Source organism: Streptomyces sp. NPDC053542, from assembly GCF_044544685.1.
GTDB lineage: Bacteria > Actinomycetota > Actinomycetes > Streptomycetales > Streptomycetaceae > Streptomyces.
Map to the genome: position 1 here is coordinate 300788 of NZ_JBITXL010000001.1, position 15670 is coordinate 316457.

Here is a 15670-nt window from a genome sequence, read left to right on the forward strand (position 1 = left end):
TCCCGAAAGGTGGTTGTAGTGCGTTACTCGGCGGCGGAGGTGCCGGACTCCAGGAGGGTGCCGCCGTTCCAGACGACGCCGACCTGGCGGTAGTACGCGGCGATCGGCTCGCGGATCTCCAGCCGGGCCAGCTCCTCGGTGGGCCCCTCGAACAGCTCCAGTTCGGCGTCGCCGCGCCAGGCGGGGCCCGCCTCGAAGGACGCGGCGCCGGACTCGATCAGCTCGTCCAGGGCGAGGCCCTTGCCGGGCTCGATGGACGGCAGCCAGCGGTGGTGGGCCATCGGGTGGCCGTTGACGAAGCCATTGCTCTCCGACTCCTCGCGGAGTGTCACGACGGCCTGCGCGAGGCGCCGGTCGGCGGCCGCGAGCGTGGCGCCGAAGCGGGCGCCCGCTTCGATGCGCGGCGCGGGACCGTAGGGGTGCGGGCGGGTCTGGTGGATCGAGCCGAGCTTCTTCGGGTAGCCCTGGTGCAGCCCGCGGGCGATCGCGAAGTCCTTGTCGACCCAGATGTATACGCAGCGGGAGTAGGTACGGCCCTGGTACGAGCAGCGGACGACCGCGAAGGCTTCCCTGTACTGGGCGCGTACGGGGTCGAGCAGCTCTTCCCCCGAGGCGGCGCAGGACTGCCAGTCGGCCCAGATGAGGGCGACGGCGCCGGGGTCCTCGTCGGCGAGGCCGAGCGGTTCGGGCAGCAGCTCGCGGACGCGCGCGGGGTCGGTGCGGTACTCGACGGTGAGCAGGTCGCCGGAGTAGTGCCAGGGGGGCGAGGGGATGAGCGAGGCGGAACCGGTCGCCGTCTTGGGGTGGAAGTAACCGCGGACGCTGGCCATGGTGGTCGGACTCCTTCAGGCGTGCTGGGTGCTGGGGGCCGGCTGCTGGAGCAGTTCGGCGCGGTAACGGGCGGCGGCGGAGGCGGCGGCCGGGCCGCCGAGGGCCAGGACGCCGACCAGCCGGCCGTCGGCGTGGTAGCCCACCACCACATCGCCGTCCGGGTCGCCGGCCAGGACGCGGATGTCGTCCAGGCCGAGGGACGGGGCGCCGAAGGACTGCAGCCGGAAGTCGTGCTGGTCGCTCCAGAAGGTGGGAAACGGCGCGAAGGGGGCGGGGTCGGGCTCGGCGCAGGCGAGGTGGGCCGCGAGGGTCCTGGCGGCGCGCTTGGCGGTGTCGCCGGGGATCGACCAGTGTTCGACGCGGCGCGGGACGTTGTCATAGCGGGCGTTGGGGAAGCGGGCGACGTCGCCGACGGCGACCGCGTACGGCAGGCCGCCCGCCCGCAGCAGTGCGTCGGTGAGGACGCCGTCGGTCAGGTCCAGGCCGTTGCCGGCCAGCCATTCGGTGTTGGCCACCGAGCCGACCGCCTCGACGACGACGTCGGCGGGGAGCACCCTGCCGTCGCCGAGTACGACACCGGTGACGTGGTCCTCGCCCTCGAAGGCGGTGACGCCGGTACCGAGCGCGAAGCGCACTCCGCGCTCCTGATGCCGCGTGAGCAGCAGCCGGGCGGGCAGCTCGCCGAGGGGGCGCAGCATGGGCAGTGGTTCGGGGTCGACGACGGTGACCTCGGCGGCGCCGAGGCCGACGGCGGTGGCGGCGACCTCGCAGCCGATGAAGCCGGCGCCGACCACGACGATCCGGGCGCCGGGCCGGGTCAGCGCGGCGCGCAGGCCCTGGGCGTCGGCGAGGGTACGGACGGTGTGGCGGCCGGCTGCGGGGCCCGGGCAGCGCAGCCGCCGGGGCCGCATACCGGTGGCGATCACCAGGCCGTCGAAGGCCAGTCGCTCGCCGTCGGCCAGCTCCACGGTCCGCTCGGCGAGCCGGGCGGACCGCACCCGGGTACCGAGACGCCATTCCACGTCGGCGACGCTCGCGCGGGGCCGGAAGGCGAGGGAGTCGAACGGGGCCTTGCCCGCGAGGACTTCCTTGGAGAGCGGCGGGCGGTTGTACGGCATGTGCGGCTCGTCGCCGATCAGGGTGACCGGGCCGGTCCAGCCGGCGGCGCGCAGCTGCTCGGCGGCGCGCAGGCCGGCCATAGAAGCGCCGGCCACCACGATGCGGGCGGCCACCGGTCAGTCCTCGATCCGGATGGCCTGCAGCGGGCAGACGTCGGCGGCTTCCTCGACGTCCTCGCGCAGCGCGTCGTCCGGGTCGCTGACGTACGCGAGGCGTCCGCCCTCGTCGAGCCGGAAGACATCGGGCGCCGCGAAGACGCACTGCCCGTGGTCCTGGCACTTGTTCATGTCGACGACGACCTTCATGGCCGGCCTCCTGAGGATGCGGAACGACGAACTCGTTTGACCTCAAACAAGGTAGAGAGGCCCCGGCCCGCGGTCAACACCTATCCGTATGGATAAATTTTTGCCGCCCGACCCTTGCGGTCCCCTCTGCCGCTCCCTACCGTTTGGCTTCAAATGAGGCCCCGGCTGCTCCCCAGCGCGGCCCCACTCCCTTCCCCGCCACCGTTCCCGCCCCTCCGAGGAGACACTGGTGAGCGCTCCCGATTCCCCCGCGATCGATTTCCCCGCGATCCGCCGGCACATGGACCGACTGGCCGCCGACGGCATCGACGTCATCCGCGTCGCCTATCCCGACCTCATCGGCACCGACCGCGCCCGCGACGTCCTGCTGGACCACCTGCCCTCGGCCTGTGACCACGGACTCGCCTTCTGCCGGGCCGTCTACCACACCAGCCCGCAGGGCGACGTCGTCGAGGTCGCGGGCGGCCTGGACGCCGGCCTGCCCGACATCGCCGTCCGCCCGGACCTGAACACGCTGGTCCCGCTGCCCTGGGAGCCGGGCGTCGCCTGGTGTCTCGGCGACGTGCTCGACCCCGCCACCGGTTCACCCGCCCCCGAATCCCCCCGCGACCTGCTCCGCCACGTGCTCGCCCAGTGCGCCGAGGAGGGGCTGGCCCCGGTGGTCGGGCCCGAGCTGGAGTACTTCCTGTGCGAGCCGGACCCCGGCTCGCCCTCGGGCTGGAAGCGGTACGCCGAGGCCCCCGGCAACGTCTACACCGCGGGCCGCCGCGGCGACCCGGACGGCCATCTGCTGCGTACCCTGCGGCAGTTGCGCGACCTCGGCATCGGCGTCAGCATGGGCAACCACGAGTTCAGCCCGGGCCAGTTCGAGATCAACCTGACCCACTCCCCCGCGCTCGACGCCGCCGACCGGGCCTTCCGCTTCAAGGCCGCCGTCAAGGAACTCGCCCGTACAGAAGGCCGATTGGCCACCTTCATGGCCAAGCCCTTCAACGACGAGGGCGGTTCGGGCTTCCACGTCCACGTCTCCTGCCGGGACGGCGAGGGCCGCAACACCTTCGACGACCCCGCCGCGCCGCACGGACTCTCCGCCACGGCCCGGCACGCCATCGCCGGCGTCCTCGCCCACGCCCCCGCGCTGACCGCACTGCTCAACCCCACGGTCAACTCCTACAAGCGGTTCGGGCCCGACACCCTCGCCCCCTGGCTGATCGACTGGGGCCTGGACAACCGCAGCGCCATGGTCCGCATCCCGCCCGAGCGCGGCGCCGGCGCCCGCTTCGAACTGCGCCTCGCCGACGCCAGCGCCAACCCGTACCTCCTGCTGGCCGGCGCCCTCGCGGCCGCACTGCTCGGCGTGCGGGCCGGCCAGGAGCCGCCCGCACCCCTGGAGGGCTACGGCTACGACACCACCCGGGCCGCGACCCTGCCGATGACACTGCCCGCGGCGCTGGACGCCTTCGAGGCCGACACCGCGCTCACCTCGGTCCTCGGCAAGGGTTTCACCTCGGCCTTCCTCGCTTACAAGCGCAACGAGGCCGCCCGCTTCCAGCAGCACGTCACGGACTGGGAGTTCACCGAGTACGCGTACCACCTCTGACCCACGCGCCCGCCCGTACCCGTCGCCCCCGCATCCGCAAGGAGCCACCGATGACCAGCACCCTGCCCGACGTCCACGAGCCGCTGCCCCTGGACGAGGTGAACCTCGCCGACCTGGACAACTTCACCGACGGCGTCACCCCGTGGCGGATGTTCCACACCCTGCGCCACCAGGACCCGGTCCACTGGCAGCCGGAGGAGGCGCCCAACTCCGGCTTCTGGTCGGTCACCCGGCACTCCGACATCGCCCGCGTCGACCGGGACGCGGAGACCTTCACCTCCACCAGGTTCGTCAACCTCGAAGAGGTCAACGAGGACCAGATCAAGAAGCGCGCCTCCATGCTGGAGCTGGACGGCGTCCGGCACCGCGCGATGCGCAGCCTGCTACAGCGCCAGTTCGGCGCGAGCACCATCAACCAGTACGCGGACTTCCTGCGCGGGCTGACCGCGAAGACGCTGGACGCCGCGCTCGCCAAGGGGAGTTTCGACTTCGTCAAGGAGGTCTCCGCCGACTTCCCCATCAACGTCCTCGCCCGGCTGCTGGACGTGCCGCCGGAGGACAACCAGCAGCTCATCGACTGGGGCAACCGCATCATCGGCCACACCGACCCCGATTACGCCGACGTACTGCTGGAGAGCGAGGAGAGCGAGCGGTACCGCGACCTGCCGTTCCGCTCCCCCGCCTCCCTGGAGGTCTTCGAGTACGGGCGTGAGCTGGCCCGGCAGCGGCGCGGCGGCGACGGCACCGACCTGATCTCCCGGCTGGTCAACCAGACCCCGCGGGACGGCGTCCCGCTCTCCGCCCAGGACTTCGACAACTACTTCCTGCTGCTCGTCGTCGCCGGCAACGAGACCACCCGGCACTCCATCACGCACGCCATGCTCGCGCTGATCAACAACCCCGACCAGCTCGACAGGCTGCGCGAGAACCCCTCGCTCATCCCCACGGCGGTCGAGGAGTTCCTGCGCTGGGCCTCGCCCGTGTACCACTTCCGCCGCACCGCCACCCGCGACGTCGAGCTCGGCGGCAAGCGCATCAAGGAGGGCGACAAGGTCGTCATGTGGTACGCCTCCGGCAACCGCGACGAGCGGGTCTTCACCAACCCCTACGACTTCGACGTGACCCGCGAGAACAACGACCACGTCACCTTCGGCAAGGGCAGCCCGCACCTGTGCCTGGGCAACCTCCTCGCCCGCACCGAGATGCGCATCATGTTCGAGGAGCTGATCCCGCGGATCGCCGACATCCGCGTCACCGGCGAAGTCCCCCGTGTCCGCTCCAACTTCGTCAACGGCATCAAGAAGCTCCCCGTCGAGGTCACCCTCGCCTGACGCGCCGCCCCCAGGTCATGCGGCCGAGGAGCCGGTCGCGCAGGACGAGGGTGTGGAACAGCACCGCGCACGCGTGCGTCAGGAAGGCCGCGAAGAGCAGGTACGCCAGCACCGTGTGCGCCTGCCGCAGCAGCGCGTACAGGGCCGGGTCGGCCGGCAGGAGGCCCGGCAGGCGCAGCGGCCCGTACAGCACGATGGGGTACCCGGCCGCCGACAGCATGCCCCAGCCGATCAGCGGCAGCGCGAACATCAGGGCGTAGAGCAGGTACTCCGAGCCCTTCGCCGCCGCGCGTTCCCACCGGCCCATGGCCGGCGGGAGGGCCGGCGGCCGGTGCCGGAGCCGGTTCACGAACCGCACCACCGTGAAGACGAGGATCAGCATCCCCAGCGGCCGGTGGACGTCCTGCAGCGCGTCGTAGGCGGTCGGGGAGGCCACCATGGCGGCGCCGATGAAGAGCATGGCGACGACCATGACCGCCATGCTCCAGTGCAGCAGGCGGGCGAGGACGCCGAACTTCTCCGTTCCGCTCATCGCCGCTCCTCCTGTGTCCGCCGCGCCTTCGCGACGTCGACCGGGCTCGGTGTCTTCGGCTCGCCCGCCCTGCGGGTGAACGACCGGGAGTAGACCGCCGAACGGGCGCTGAGCAGCGGGTCGTCCGACGCCGCTATCCCGTCCGGCAGGATCAGCGGATCGAAGTTGACGTCCCGGGCGTTGCCGACCGCCTCTGTGTGTACGGAGTCGATCGTCAGCGTCCCGGCGTCGATCGTGCGGCGGTCATCGGGCCACGGTCTGGTGGCGTCGTGGGTGGGGTCCCCGGACCTGCCCACCGTCAGCAGCAGGCGCCAACGCAACGGCTCCTGCGCGACCTTGGCGATCAGCGCGTCGAAGAGGTGGTCGCGGCCGGGCGGCGGGGGCGCGTCGCCCCGCCGGACCGGCTGGAGCGGCTTCAGCGACCAGCGTACGGGGACGGTGTCGCCTGCGTCGTTGGTGCAGCGGAAGGCGTTCAGCGCGTTGTAGGTGCTGTCGTCGAAGCCGGAGGTGGGCGGGTGCCGCTTGACGATGGCCATCGCCTTGGCGGTCTCGGGGTGCCGGGCGAGAAAGGCGGCCATCTTCTCGGGGTCCGGCTTGCCCGTTTCCGGCAGCGGTTTGGCCGCGAGCATCCGCGCATAGAAGCCCTGCGGCGTGCTGTCGGGGAACACCGGCAGGTTGATCATCGCGGTACGCCACTGCTCGCCGTCCGGCAGGTGGAAGAGCAGCCCCAGCCCCCGCACGGTGGGCGCGGCGTCGGGGGCGTCCGGCAACCCGCCCGAGAGCGAGAAGCGGCCGGTCACAGGGGTGCGGCCGGGCGCGAACACGGTGGCCCTGGACACCTCCGCGCCCGCCCCGTTGGCGGTGAAGTACCCGGCGGCGCTCACGCCCTTCGCGTGGTTGCGCCGGAAGCCGGTGTGCTTTCCGTAGACCTGCTCGAAGCGGTCGGCGAAGCGGGCGGGGGTCAGCCGCTCCCCCCGCGGCAGCCATCCGCCGGCGTAGGCGAAACCACCGACGCTCGCGGCGCCGACGCCGCCGACCGCGGCGAGTCCGAGCAGCGCGCTCCGCCGGGTGAGTGCTGGGCGGTGCGGTGCCGCCTGCGGTGGTGAGGTGTCCTCACTCATGACGCATCGTCAGCGGACGGCTCGATCACCACGGCGTGCCACACTCCCTTGACCCCGTCGCCGGCGGTCTTGCCCGGCGCGGTGTCCTTGGCGAAGCGGTACAGCGCGTGCCCGTCGTACGTGGCCTGGGTGGCGCCGTCCGGGCGCTCCAGCGTGCCGAGGCCCTTGGGGAGGCCGGCACCGCCCTGCGGGGTCCCGGTCACCGGCGGCCAGAGCGTGGCGCACTTCCCGGTGCAGGCCGAGGTCTTCGCGGTGTCCTTGTCGAAGGTGTACAGCGTGTGGCCGCGGCCATCGGTCAGTACCTTGCCCAGCTCGGTGGTCCGGGTGGCCAGCCGGGCGTCCTGCTTTCCGCCCTCGGGCGAGGCGGTCGCCGAGGGCTTGGCCGAGGAGCCCTTCTCCGCGGCGTCGCTCCCCGCTTCCCCGCCGCCCCCGCATGCCGCCAGCAGCAGTGCGGCGCCGACGCCCGCCGCCAGGCCGAGCCCGGCCCGCGCGGCTCCCCGGCGCCCGCCGGTCCGCCGGCTCCCCTGCTCAGCCGTCGTCCGCCCCATCGTCTCGCCCATCGACGTACTCCGTCCGTGTCGTGCCGTGTCCTGTCGTGTCGTGCTGGTGCGCGCGACGACGGGGGATACGGGGCACGGGCGGCGGGTGTTTTCCGCCGGGCGGGTGAGCCACGTCACAGTGGCCGTGGCGGCCGGAGGGGCTACGCCGCGGGCAGCGGCGGCCAGGTGGGGCGGTGCTCGGCGGGGAGGGAGGCGAGGGCCTGGCTGACGGTGGTGTGCTGCGGGAAGAGCTTGTCGCTGCCGGTGTGGCGGAGCAGCTCGGAGAGGCGGCGGCCGGCGCACGCGAGCAGCAGTGCGCCCTCCCGGCGGCGCAGCAGCCAGTGGAGGGCGAGCAGGCAGTTCAGGCCACGGGAGTCACAGAAGGTGAGCGCGGCCACGTCCAGGACGAGGTAGCGGTACCCGTCGGCGAGGATGACGCCGGTGGAGGAGAGGAACGCCTCCTCCGACGCATGGTCGAGCTCGCCGCGCACACGCAGCACGGCGCAGGCGTCGCACTTCGTGAGAACGGTGACGGCCAGCCGGCCGGTGCCCGTGGACATCGCTCCTCCGATCACCTGACGCACGGACATCCACGGACGTTCCACGGACATTCCCTGGTGGTGGCCGCTCGTCGGCCCCACGTTGTGAACTACAGGCATGTGATACAAGACGAGTGTCCCACATGAGCTGATACATGCCGGAAATCGCGCGGCCGCGGCCGGGTGACAATACGATCGCGCTCCACCCGGACGGGTGAACCTCGGGCGTGCGCCCCCTCGGCGCCGGGGAGCCCAGGGCGGCCCGGGCCGTCAAGACCACACCCTCCCGGCGCTTGTGCCCGGACCGACGCGGGGTGGACGCTGACGACGTCGCGTGGCCGATGCATCGACCGGCCGGACCGGGTGGGAGATGCCGGCTCAGGAGCGGCACGGCTCAGAGGGGGCGCTGCGACATGGTGGAGAGCACCGTCAAGGACTTGGTCGCCGTTCTGGCACAGGGCCGCGAGGCGGATTTCGCCGCGCAGTGGACCGGGGAGGCGGCGGCCGCGCTGGGCCTGGACGGGCTGGCCGCCTCCTTGCTCGTCGGGGAACCGGAGCTGATCTGGTTCAGCGAGGAGGTCAGCGCACAGCTGGAGGACTTGCAGTTCACCCTGGGCGAGGGGCCCACCCTGGAAGCCGCGCGGGCGGGCGCGATCTGCCTGGTGGCCGATGTGTCCTCGGCGCCGGCGGCGCGCTGGACGGGCTTCCTGCCGGCCGTCGCGCAGCTGGGCGTCCGGGCGGTCTTCGCCTTTCCGCTACGGCTGGGCTCACTGAAGGTGGGCGCCCTGACCGGCCACCGCCAGCGGCCGGGAATGATGAGCGGGGAGAGCATCGAGCACGCGCTGACGCTCTGCGACGCGCTGACCGACTTCCTCCTGCGCATGCGGCTGCCCCCACCGTCCACCGAAGACGCGGCGGGCGCCTCACCGGGGACGGCCGGGCTGGTGCCTCTCCCTCGCGCGAAGGTCCACCAGGCCACCGGCATGGTCGCCGTCCAGCTCGGCATCCCCCTCCCGGCGGCGCTCTCCCGGCTGCGCGCGGAGGCGTTCGCGACCAACCGCTGCATCACCGAAGTCGCGGCCGCGGTACTCCGCGGCGACCTGCGTCTCACCGCGAACAACGAGCCCAGCGATTCCGCGTGAGAGGCGCCCCGCCCCGGCGGGACGGGCGGTCCGTTCCGGCCAAAGTCGGGTGGTGGGGCGGGGGCAGACGGGTGAGCATGCGTCTCTCTGGTCCCGGCGGCGGGCCACGCCGGTCTGTTCCTTCACAGGGGGCGTCTCCAGGCGGGCGGGCTACTGGCCGACAGCTTCCGTGTGCCGGCAGGTGGCCGCCGGGCGGCGTTCTCGCGTCCCCGGCCCGGGTACGCGTGCGCCGCACCCGGCGACCGCCGGGTGACCCTCGTCAGAAAGCAGGCGCACCATGACCGCCGCTTCGTCCCCCGGGTACTCGGAATCCGGTATGCCGAGGACCAGCCGTACCGCCGTGCGACCCGCGCACACCGAGACCAAACCGTCGTTCAAGACCACCGAGTTCTTCGTCTACGTGGCCGCCGTGGCGGCCGTCCTCATCGCCTCCGCCGTGGTGGGCAGCGGCCCCGGCGGCCTCGTGGACCGCTTCCCGGCCGACCGGGCATGGCTGTATGTCACGCTGCTCAGCATCGGCTACCTGCTCAGCCGGGGCCTGGCCAAGAGCGGCAGCCGGGAGCCCACCGACCACACCAACGCCTGACACCCCTCCCGTCCCCTGCGGGCCCCGCCCGGCCGGAAGGCCGGGCGGGGCCCCGGGTGCGCCGTCAGCGGCCCGGGTGAGCCGTTCAGAGCGGAAGGAAGACGTCGGTCTCCTGGTCGTGCGCCATGACGAGGCCGGTGTGCACCTCGTAGAACCAGCCGTGCAGCGTTACTTCACCGGCGTCCATGCGCTCACGGACGCAGGGGTAGGCGCGCAGCCGGTCGAGCTGTTCGCGCACATGGCGCTGGACGGCGCCGGCCACCGCCGGGGTGTCGTCCAGGGGCAGCTCGGCGGAGAACTGCTCGGCGAGCCAGTCCCGTACGGCGGGCGCGTCGTTCAGGTCCTCGGCGCGGGCCCGGGCACCGACGGCGCCGCAGTGCGAGTGGCCGCAGACCACGATGTCGGCGACCTTCAGGACGCGCATCGCGTACTCGATGGTCGCGGCCTCCGCACAGGCCGGCATTCCTTCCTGGTAGGCGGGGACGGCGTTGCCGGCCGTCCGCAGTTCGAAGAGTTCGCCGGGCCGTGCGCCGGTGATGAGAGACGGTACGACCCTGGAGTCGGAGCAGGTGATGAACAGGGCGAGCGGCGACTGGCCGGCGGCGAACCGGCCGAAGCTCTCCCGTTCCTCAGGACGGTCGGCGATGCGGGCGTTGAGGCCCCGGGCCTGCTGGATGAAGGTCTCCACGAGGAGGTGTCTCCTGTTGGTGAGGGTGCCACTGTGTGCATGGCGGAATCGGATCGCGAGGGTCGTTGCCGTGCGGGGCTGCTGGGTGGTCCGGTAGGACGGAGTGGCCGGTGGCGCCCGCGCGCGCGTGCTGTGTGTGCCGGTCATGTCAGGGGCTCCCCTCGGGCGCGCCGGGGCGCGGCCGGGGCCGCCGTACGGTCAGCGCCAGGACGGGCACGGCCGCCAGCGCCAGCGCGCCTCCGGCCAGGGCCAACAGCGGGAAGCCGACCGCCATGACGACCACTCCGGAGGACAGGCCGCCGGTGGCTCCGGCGAGGGCGAGGGCCACGTCCAGCAGGCCCTGCGTACGGGCGCGGGTGGCCGCCGGGAGGGCGTCGGTGACCAGGGCCGTGCCGCTGATCAGGCCGAGGTTCCAGCCGAGGCCGAGCAGGACGAGCGCGGCGGCGAGCGCCGGTACGGAGTGGGCCGGTGCCAGGGCCGCCACGGCGCCCGCCGCGCACAGCGTCACGCCGGACGCGGCCGCGACCGGCACCCGCCCGGCCCGGTCGACGAGGAGCCCCGTCAGCGGCGAGGGCAGGAACATCGCCGCGACGTGCAGGGCGATGACCAGTCCGGCGGCCCCGGTGCTGTGACCGTGCGCCCGCATGTGGACCGGCGTCATGGTCATGATCGCGATCATCGCGAGCTGGCCGAGCACCATGACGGTGGTACCGGCGAGGAGGCGGGGCCGGTCGGGGCACGCGGCCGTACTCCGCTCCGGGGCTGCGTCAGCGGACTGCGCCGGGTCCGCACCGGTTTTGACGGCCGCATCGGCCGCCTCGGCCAACGTGCGTGCCAGCCGCAGCGGGTCCGGACGCAGCAGCGTGCCGAGGAGGCCGGCGGCCGCCGCGAAGGCGACGGTGGCCAGGGCGAACGGGCCCGCCAGCCGCGGGATGCCCCAGCCGTGCGCGATCTCGCCCGTGGCGGTCACCAGCAGCGGCCCGGCCACCGCGCCGAGCGTGGTGGCCATCAGTACGGTGCTCACCGCCCGGCCGCGCCGCTCGGGCGCCGCCAGGTCGGCCCCCGCGTAACGGGCCATCAGATTCGTGGCCGTGCCCGCGCCGTAGACCGTGAGCGAGACGAAGAGCAGTACGACGTCGGCGGTGGCGGCTGCCACGACGACACCGAGGCTGCCGAGCGCGCCCACGCCGTAGCCCAGCGCGAGGCCGGGGCGCCGGCCCCAGCGCTGGCACAGCCGGCCGACGGCGACGGCGCCGACGGCGGACCCGCCGGTGAACAGGGCGCTGGGCAGCCCGGCCGACCCCGTGGAGCCGAGCATCTCCTCCGCGAGCAGCGCGCCGACGGTGATGCCGGCGGCCAGGCCCGCGCCGCTGAGGATCTGGGAGAGCACCAGCACGGTCAGTACGCGCCGCTGCGCGGTGGCCACGGGCGGCGCGGCGAGCAGCGGTGGCCCGTGCGCGGGGGCGGTCCCGGTCCGTTCCGTCATGCGGTCCCGCCCCGTGCCGGTTCCAGTGCGGAGATCTCCCGCAAGGGCATGTCCAGCCGCTCGTGCAGGAACCGGACGATGGTCCAGTGCGGCAGCGCGCCCTCGTCGAAGGGGCCGAATTCCCGGCAGTACAGCGGAATCCAGCGCAGCGCCTCTTCGATCGCCTGCTCGCGCCCCGGCTCCTGCTGGTACTCCTCGTACGCGATGCTGCGGTGTTCGATGAAGAACTTCCCCGGGAGGCGTTCTTCGCACAGCGTCCGGTATTCGCGCGTCTGCAGGATGAGGTAGTGCCAGAATTCGTCGATTTCCTGCTCGACGGGGAGGAAGAGCCCGCTGAGTTCCTCGGGGTACTTGGAGATCAGGTAGAGGTACCGCAGGCATTCCAGCGCCTGGCGTTCGGTGTACGCGCGGGGCGCGTCGGTGCCGGCCGCGAAGTGATCGACCAGTTCCGCGTACAGCGTGGGCCCGAGCAGTGCCGTGAGGTCGTCCTCGGTCACGAATGTCGTCGTGGTCATGGTCCCTCTGTCCCTCTCATTTTCCGTCCGGGGCGAGCCAGGCGTACTTCCCCGACCTTCCGATGGGGATGTGGTCCCGGTGGTCGAGTACGCAGCGGCGGCCGGTCAGTTCGCGTACGCCGCGGCCCAAGGCGGCCACCCGGTCGGATTCGAGGGGCTTGCCGTCGAAGGTGGTGTACGCGAGCACGGCCTCGGCGGGGCTGAGGACCCGGAGCTGGTGCACGAAGACGCGGGGCGAGACGGCGCCGACGAGCGCGTCCAGATCGCCTTGCGACACCGGGCCCGCGGGGGAATCCAGCAATTCCTTTTCCCGGCCGCAGAATTGCGTGATTTTCGCCGGGTCCGGCGTGCCGTCCGACGTGCGGGCGCAGTCGCCGGAGCGGTAGCGGACCAGCGGCATGTGCGGATTGCGCAGGCTGGTGACGATGAGGTGGAAGAGCCCGCTGCCCTCGGCCACCGGCGCGAGTTCGACGCTCATGTCGTCGAGGAAGGGGTGGTAGCGGCCGCGGCGGTCGCTGTAGAAGAGGTAGCCCAGCTCCGTGCTGCCGAACAGGTCGATGATCGGGCACGCGAAGTGCTGCTGGAGATACCGGCGCACATTGACCGGCGTGTATTCATAGGCGTGGATGATGCTCGCCGGCGGGGAGAACGCGTCCCACAGTCCCCAGATATGGATTTTCCGCAGCAGGTGCGCCAAGTGGTAGCCGGAACAGTCCAGGTGGTACCAGCCGCGCGGATGCGTCTGCCGGGCCGCTTCGATTTCGGCGAGCATCCGCTCGACCTCGGCGCGCTCCCAGAGTGCGGGATCGAGGCGGAGGTTCAGATAACAGGTGCGGGCATCGAGCCGGCGGTCCTCCATGCGCGGTACGGGCGGCGGCTCCTCGCCGCGCTTCCTGGCATTCACCCGGGCGACGTGTTCCGTCGCGAGCACCGTCGTCAGGGAGACGCGCCGGCAGCCCGCTTCCCAGGTCTCCCGGATGTCCGGGTGCTCGCTCCACAGCCGGTAATAGGAGCGGAGAAGGAAGTACGGCGGGCGGATGATCTGCATCCGGGCGTGGTTGGTGCCCGTGGAGAGCACGAATTCCGCCTCGCCCGATTCGAGCGCCGTCGCGAGCGCGGGCGTCATCCAGTTGTCCGGGAAGCCGCGCGCGATCTCGGTCTTCTCCAGTACCGGGAAATGGCCGCGCGCCACCGCGGCACGGTAGATCGGAATGTCCTTGACGCGTGCGATGACCTCGGCCGTCGGCTGACCGTCCGGAGAAACCTTCAGCTGACGGTCCGGGGAAACCTTCAAGGGAAACCTCAACAGGGCTCGTGGGCCGGGGCCGGCCGACGGCGGAGACGGCCGCCGCCGGCCGGCCCGGGAACACCGGGCGGCGACGGGTCAGGAGATGCAGCCGGTCTTCGTCGCGCTGATGCAGCCGGACTTGGGCGACGCGCTGATGCAGCCGTCCTTGTCCGCCTTCTGCGCCGAGTTGGCGGCTACCCAGCCCTGCCAGACGTCGTCCTGGGCCATCTTCTTGATGAGCTGTTCCATGCGGGCCTCCGAGAGGTGGGGTATCGAGTCGGCCGTGCCGCAGTTGCGGCGCTGACGTGCGCCTTTACTGCACGGAACGAAGGTAAAAGGTTGACCAAGTGGATGTCAACGAATGGCAATGGCCAAAGGTCAAGAAGGATGCCGGGCGCGCCAACTTTGGCCGGTTCGAGTCGTGACGGCCGCGCTCCTTCGGGGCGTGCCGGCCGGGCCCCGCCCGGAGGCGTGACCGCGCCGTGCGAGGCACGATGGCCGTATGCTGCTGGCCGACCTCGCCCGCGTGTCCCAAGAAGTCGCCGCGACCTCCGCGCGCTCCCGGAAGGTCGCGCTGCTGGCCGGGCTGTTCCGCGAGGCCGCACCCGAGGACGTACCGGTGGTCATCCCCTATCTGGCCGGACGGCTGCCCCAGGGGCGGATCGGCATCGGCTGGAACGCCCTGCGCGACCCGCCTCCCCCGGCCGAGCAGGCCGTACTGACCGTACGCGGCGTCGACGCGGGACTCACCGCGCTGTCCCGGATCACCGGGACGGGCGCACAGGCCGAACGCCGGCGCCTGGTACAGCAGCTGCTGGCCACCGCCACCGAGCCGGAACAGCGCTTCCTCACCGGCCTGCTGACCGGCGAGGTGCGCCAGGGCGCGCTGGACGCACTCGCCGTCGAGGGGCTGGCGGCGGCGACGGACGCGCCCCCTGCGGACGTGCGCCGGGCCGTGATGCTCGGCGGGCTGCAGGACGTGGCCAGGGCCCTGCTGGCCGAGGGCCCGCCCGCGCTGGCCGGATTCCGGCTCACCGTGGGCCGGCCCGTCGGCCCGATGCTCGCGCACAGCGCGAAGACACCGGCCGAGGCGGTCGGCAAGCTGGGCGCCTGCGCCGTGGAGGAGAAGCTCGACGGCATCCGGGTACAGGTGCACCGCGACGGCGACGACGTGCACATCCACACCCGCACCCTCGACGAGGTCACCGACCGGCTCCCCGAGGTCGTCGAGGCCGCGCGCGCCCTGCCGGCCACCCGCTTCGTGCTCGACGGCGAGGTCATCGCGCTGGACGCCGACGGCCGCCCGCTGCCGTTCCAGCGCACCGCCGGGCGGTTCGGCTCCCGGACCGACGTGGCCGCCGCGCACGCCGCGCTGCCGCTCTCACCGGTCTTCTTCGACATCCTGGCGGTGGACGACCGGGACCTGATGGATCTGCCCTTCGCCGACCGCCACGCGGAGCTGGCCCGGATCGTGCCCGAGCCGATGCGGGTCCGCCGGGTGGTCGTCCAGGACCCGGCCGATCCCGCGGCGCAGGACGCGGTGGCGGAGTTCTGGGCTGCGACGCTGCGCCGCGGACACGAAGGCGTCGTGGTCAAGGCGCTGGACGCGCCGTACAGCGCGGGGCGGCGCGGCGCCTCCTGGCTCAAGGTGAAGCCGGTGCACACCCTCGACCTCGTCGTGCTGGCGGCGGAGTGGGGGCACGGCCGCCGCGCCGGCAAACTGTCCAACCTCCACCTCGGCGCCCGCGGGCCCGACGGCTCGTTCGTCATGCTCGGCAAGACCTTCAAGGGACTGACCGACGCCACCCTCGCCTGGCAGACCGAGCGGCTGCGGGAACTCACCGTGGAGGAGCGCGGTCACGTCGTGACCGTACGCCCGGAGCTCGTCGTGGAGATCGCCTACGACGGTCTCCAGACCTCCACGCGCTACCCTGCGGGCGTCACGCTGCGGTTCGCCCGGGTGGTGCGGTACCGGGAGGACAAGACGCCGGAGGAGGCCGACACGGTGACGGACATCCTGGCGGCCCACGACACGGCGGACTCGTGAC

The 15670-nt window shown here is 72.5% G+C and carries 17 protein-coding genes; 5 read left to right on the forward strand and 12 right to left on the reverse strand.

Annotation, left to right across the window (positions count from 1 at the left end; genetic code table 11):
- Positions 1-23: 23 nt before the first annotated feature.
- The 3 genes from ACIGXO_RS01305 to ACIGXO_RS01315 are packed head-to-tail and all read right to left on the reverse strand — an operon-like array spanning position 24 to position 2255.
- Positions 24-830, reverse strand: coding sequence for an acetoacetate decarboxylase family protein (locus ACIGXO_RS01305; protein WP_399778806.1), 807 nt, complete (start codon positions 828-830; stop codon positions 24-26).
- A 15-nt stretch (positions 831-845) separates the two neighbouring features.
- Complete coding sequence (locus tag ACIGXO_RS01310) at positions 846-2063, reverse strand: NAD(P)/FAD-dependent oxidoreductase (protein ID WP_399778808.1); 1218 nt, start codon at positions 2061-2063, stop codon at positions 846-848.
- A 3-nt stretch (positions 2064-2066) separates the two neighbouring features.
- The gene (locus tag ACIGXO_RS01315; RefSeq protein WP_399778810.1) at positions 2067-2255 is read right to left on the reverse strand and encodes a ferredoxin; all 189 of its coding nucleotides are present in this window, start codon (positions 2253-2255) and stop codon (positions 2067-2069) included.
- Between the two features lie 280 nt (positions 2256-2535).
- Here ACIGXO_RS01315 and ACIGXO_RS01320 point away from each other — a divergent pair, with 280 nt between their 5' ends.
- Together ACIGXO_RS01320 and ACIGXO_RS01325 are read left to right on the forward strand one after the other, a co-directional pair.
- A complete protein-coding gene (locus tag ACIGXO_RS01320) occupies positions 2536-3855 on the forward strand; it encodes a glutamine synthetase family protein (RefSeq protein WP_399779919.1) in 1320 nt (439 codons plus the stop codon).
- Positions 3856-3905: 50 nt separating this feature from the next.
- On the forward strand, positions 3906-5186 hold the full coding sequence (locus ACIGXO_RS01325) for a cytochrome P450 (RefSeq protein WP_399778812.1): 1281 nt from the start codon (positions 3906-3908) through the stop codon (positions 5184-5186).
- Here ACIGXO_RS01325 and ACIGXO_RS01330 read toward each other — a convergent pair.
- The 4 genes from ACIGXO_RS01330 to ACIGXO_RS01345 all read right to left on the reverse strand — a co-directional run bounded on the left by ACIGXO_RS01330 (position 5173) and on the right by ACIGXO_RS01345 (position 7938).
- Positions 5173-5718: a cytochrome b gene (locus tag ACIGXO_RS01330; protein WP_399778814.1), complete on the reverse strand. Its 546-nt coding sequence runs from the start codon at positions 5716-5718 to the stop codon at positions 5173-5175. The two genes, ACIGXO_RS01325 and ACIGXO_RS01330, sit on opposite strands and share 14 nt — an antisense overlap.
- A complete protein-coding gene (locus ACIGXO_RS01335; RefSeq protein WP_399778816.1) occupies positions 5715-6839 on the reverse strand; it encodes a catalase family peroxidase in 1125 nt (374 codons plus the stop codon). Before ACIGXO_RS01335 ends, ACIGXO_RS01330 begins: the two co-directional genes overlap by 4 nt.
- Complete coding sequence (locus ACIGXO_RS01340) at positions 6836-7399, reverse strand: hypothetical protein (RefSeq protein ID WP_399778817.1); 564 nt, start codon at positions 7397-7399, stop codon at positions 6836-6838. Before ACIGXO_RS01340 ends, ACIGXO_RS01335 begins: the two co-directional genes overlap by 4 nt.
- A 140-nt stretch (positions 7400-7539) precedes the next feature.
- A complete protein-coding gene (locus ACIGXO_RS01345; RefSeq protein WP_399778819.1) occupies positions 7540-7938 on the reverse strand; it encodes an STAS domain-containing protein in 399 nt (132 codons plus the stop codon).
- 392 nt (positions 7939-8330) lie between these two features.
- Here ACIGXO_RS01345 and ACIGXO_RS01350 point away from each other — a divergent pair, with 392 nt between their 5' ends.
- Both ACIGXO_RS01350 and ACIGXO_RS01355 read left to right on the forward strand, forming a co-directional pair.
- Positions 8331-9059 carry an ANTAR domain-containing protein gene (locus ACIGXO_RS01350; protein ID WP_399778821.1) on the forward strand — a complete coding sequence of 243 codons (729 nt, stop codon included), beginning with the start codon at positions 8331-8333 and terminating at the stop codon, positions 9057-9059.
- A 277-nt stretch (positions 9060-9336) separates the two neighbouring features.
- Positions 9337-9645, forward strand: a complete 309-nt coding sequence (locus ACIGXO_RS01355; protein WP_399778823.1) for a hypothetical protein — start codon at positions 9337-9339, stop codon at positions 9643-9645.
- Positions 9646-9730: 85 nt separating this feature from the next.
- Here ACIGXO_RS01355 and ACIGXO_RS01360 read toward each other — a convergent pair whose 3' ends face one another.
- From ACIGXO_RS01360 to ACIGXO_RS01380, 5 genes are all read right to left on the reverse strand, one after another.
- Positions 9731-10333, reverse strand: a complete 603-nt coding sequence (locus ACIGXO_RS01360; protein ID WP_399779922.1) for a carbonic anhydrase — start codon at positions 10331-10333, stop codon at positions 9731-9733.
- 148 nt (positions 10334-10481) lie between these two features.
- A complete protein-coding gene (locus tag ACIGXO_RS01365) occupies positions 10482-11819 on the reverse strand; it encodes an MFS transporter (protein ID WP_399778825.1) in 1338 nt (445 codons plus the stop codon).
- Positions 11816-12334 carry a hypothetical protein gene (locus ACIGXO_RS01370; protein ID WP_399778827.1) on the reverse strand — a complete coding sequence of 173 codons (519 nt, stop codon included), beginning with the start codon at positions 12332-12334 and terminating at the stop codon, positions 11816-11818. The genes ACIGXO_RS01365 and ACIGXO_RS01370 overlap by 4 nt, the downstream gene beginning before the upstream one ends.
- 16 nt (positions 12335-12350) lie before the next feature.
- A complete protein-coding gene (locus ACIGXO_RS01375) occupies positions 12351-13628 on the reverse strand; it encodes a hypothetical protein (RefSeq protein WP_399778829.1) in 1278 nt (425 codons plus the stop codon).
- A gap of 90 nt (positions 13629-13718) precedes the next feature.
- On the reverse strand, positions 13719-13871 hold the full coding sequence (locus tag ACIGXO_RS01380) for a hypothetical protein (RefSeq protein ID WP_181138642.1): 153 nt from the start codon (positions 13869-13871) through the stop codon (positions 13719-13721).
- A gap of 253 nt (positions 13872-14124) precedes the next feature.
- Between ACIGXO_RS01380 and ACIGXO_RS01385 the strand changes: the two genes are divergently transcribed.
- A complete protein-coding gene (locus ACIGXO_RS01385; protein WP_399778831.1) occupies positions 14125-15669 on the forward strand; it encodes an ATP-dependent DNA ligase in 1545 nt (514 codons plus the stop codon).
- Position 15670: the final 1 nt, after the last annotated feature.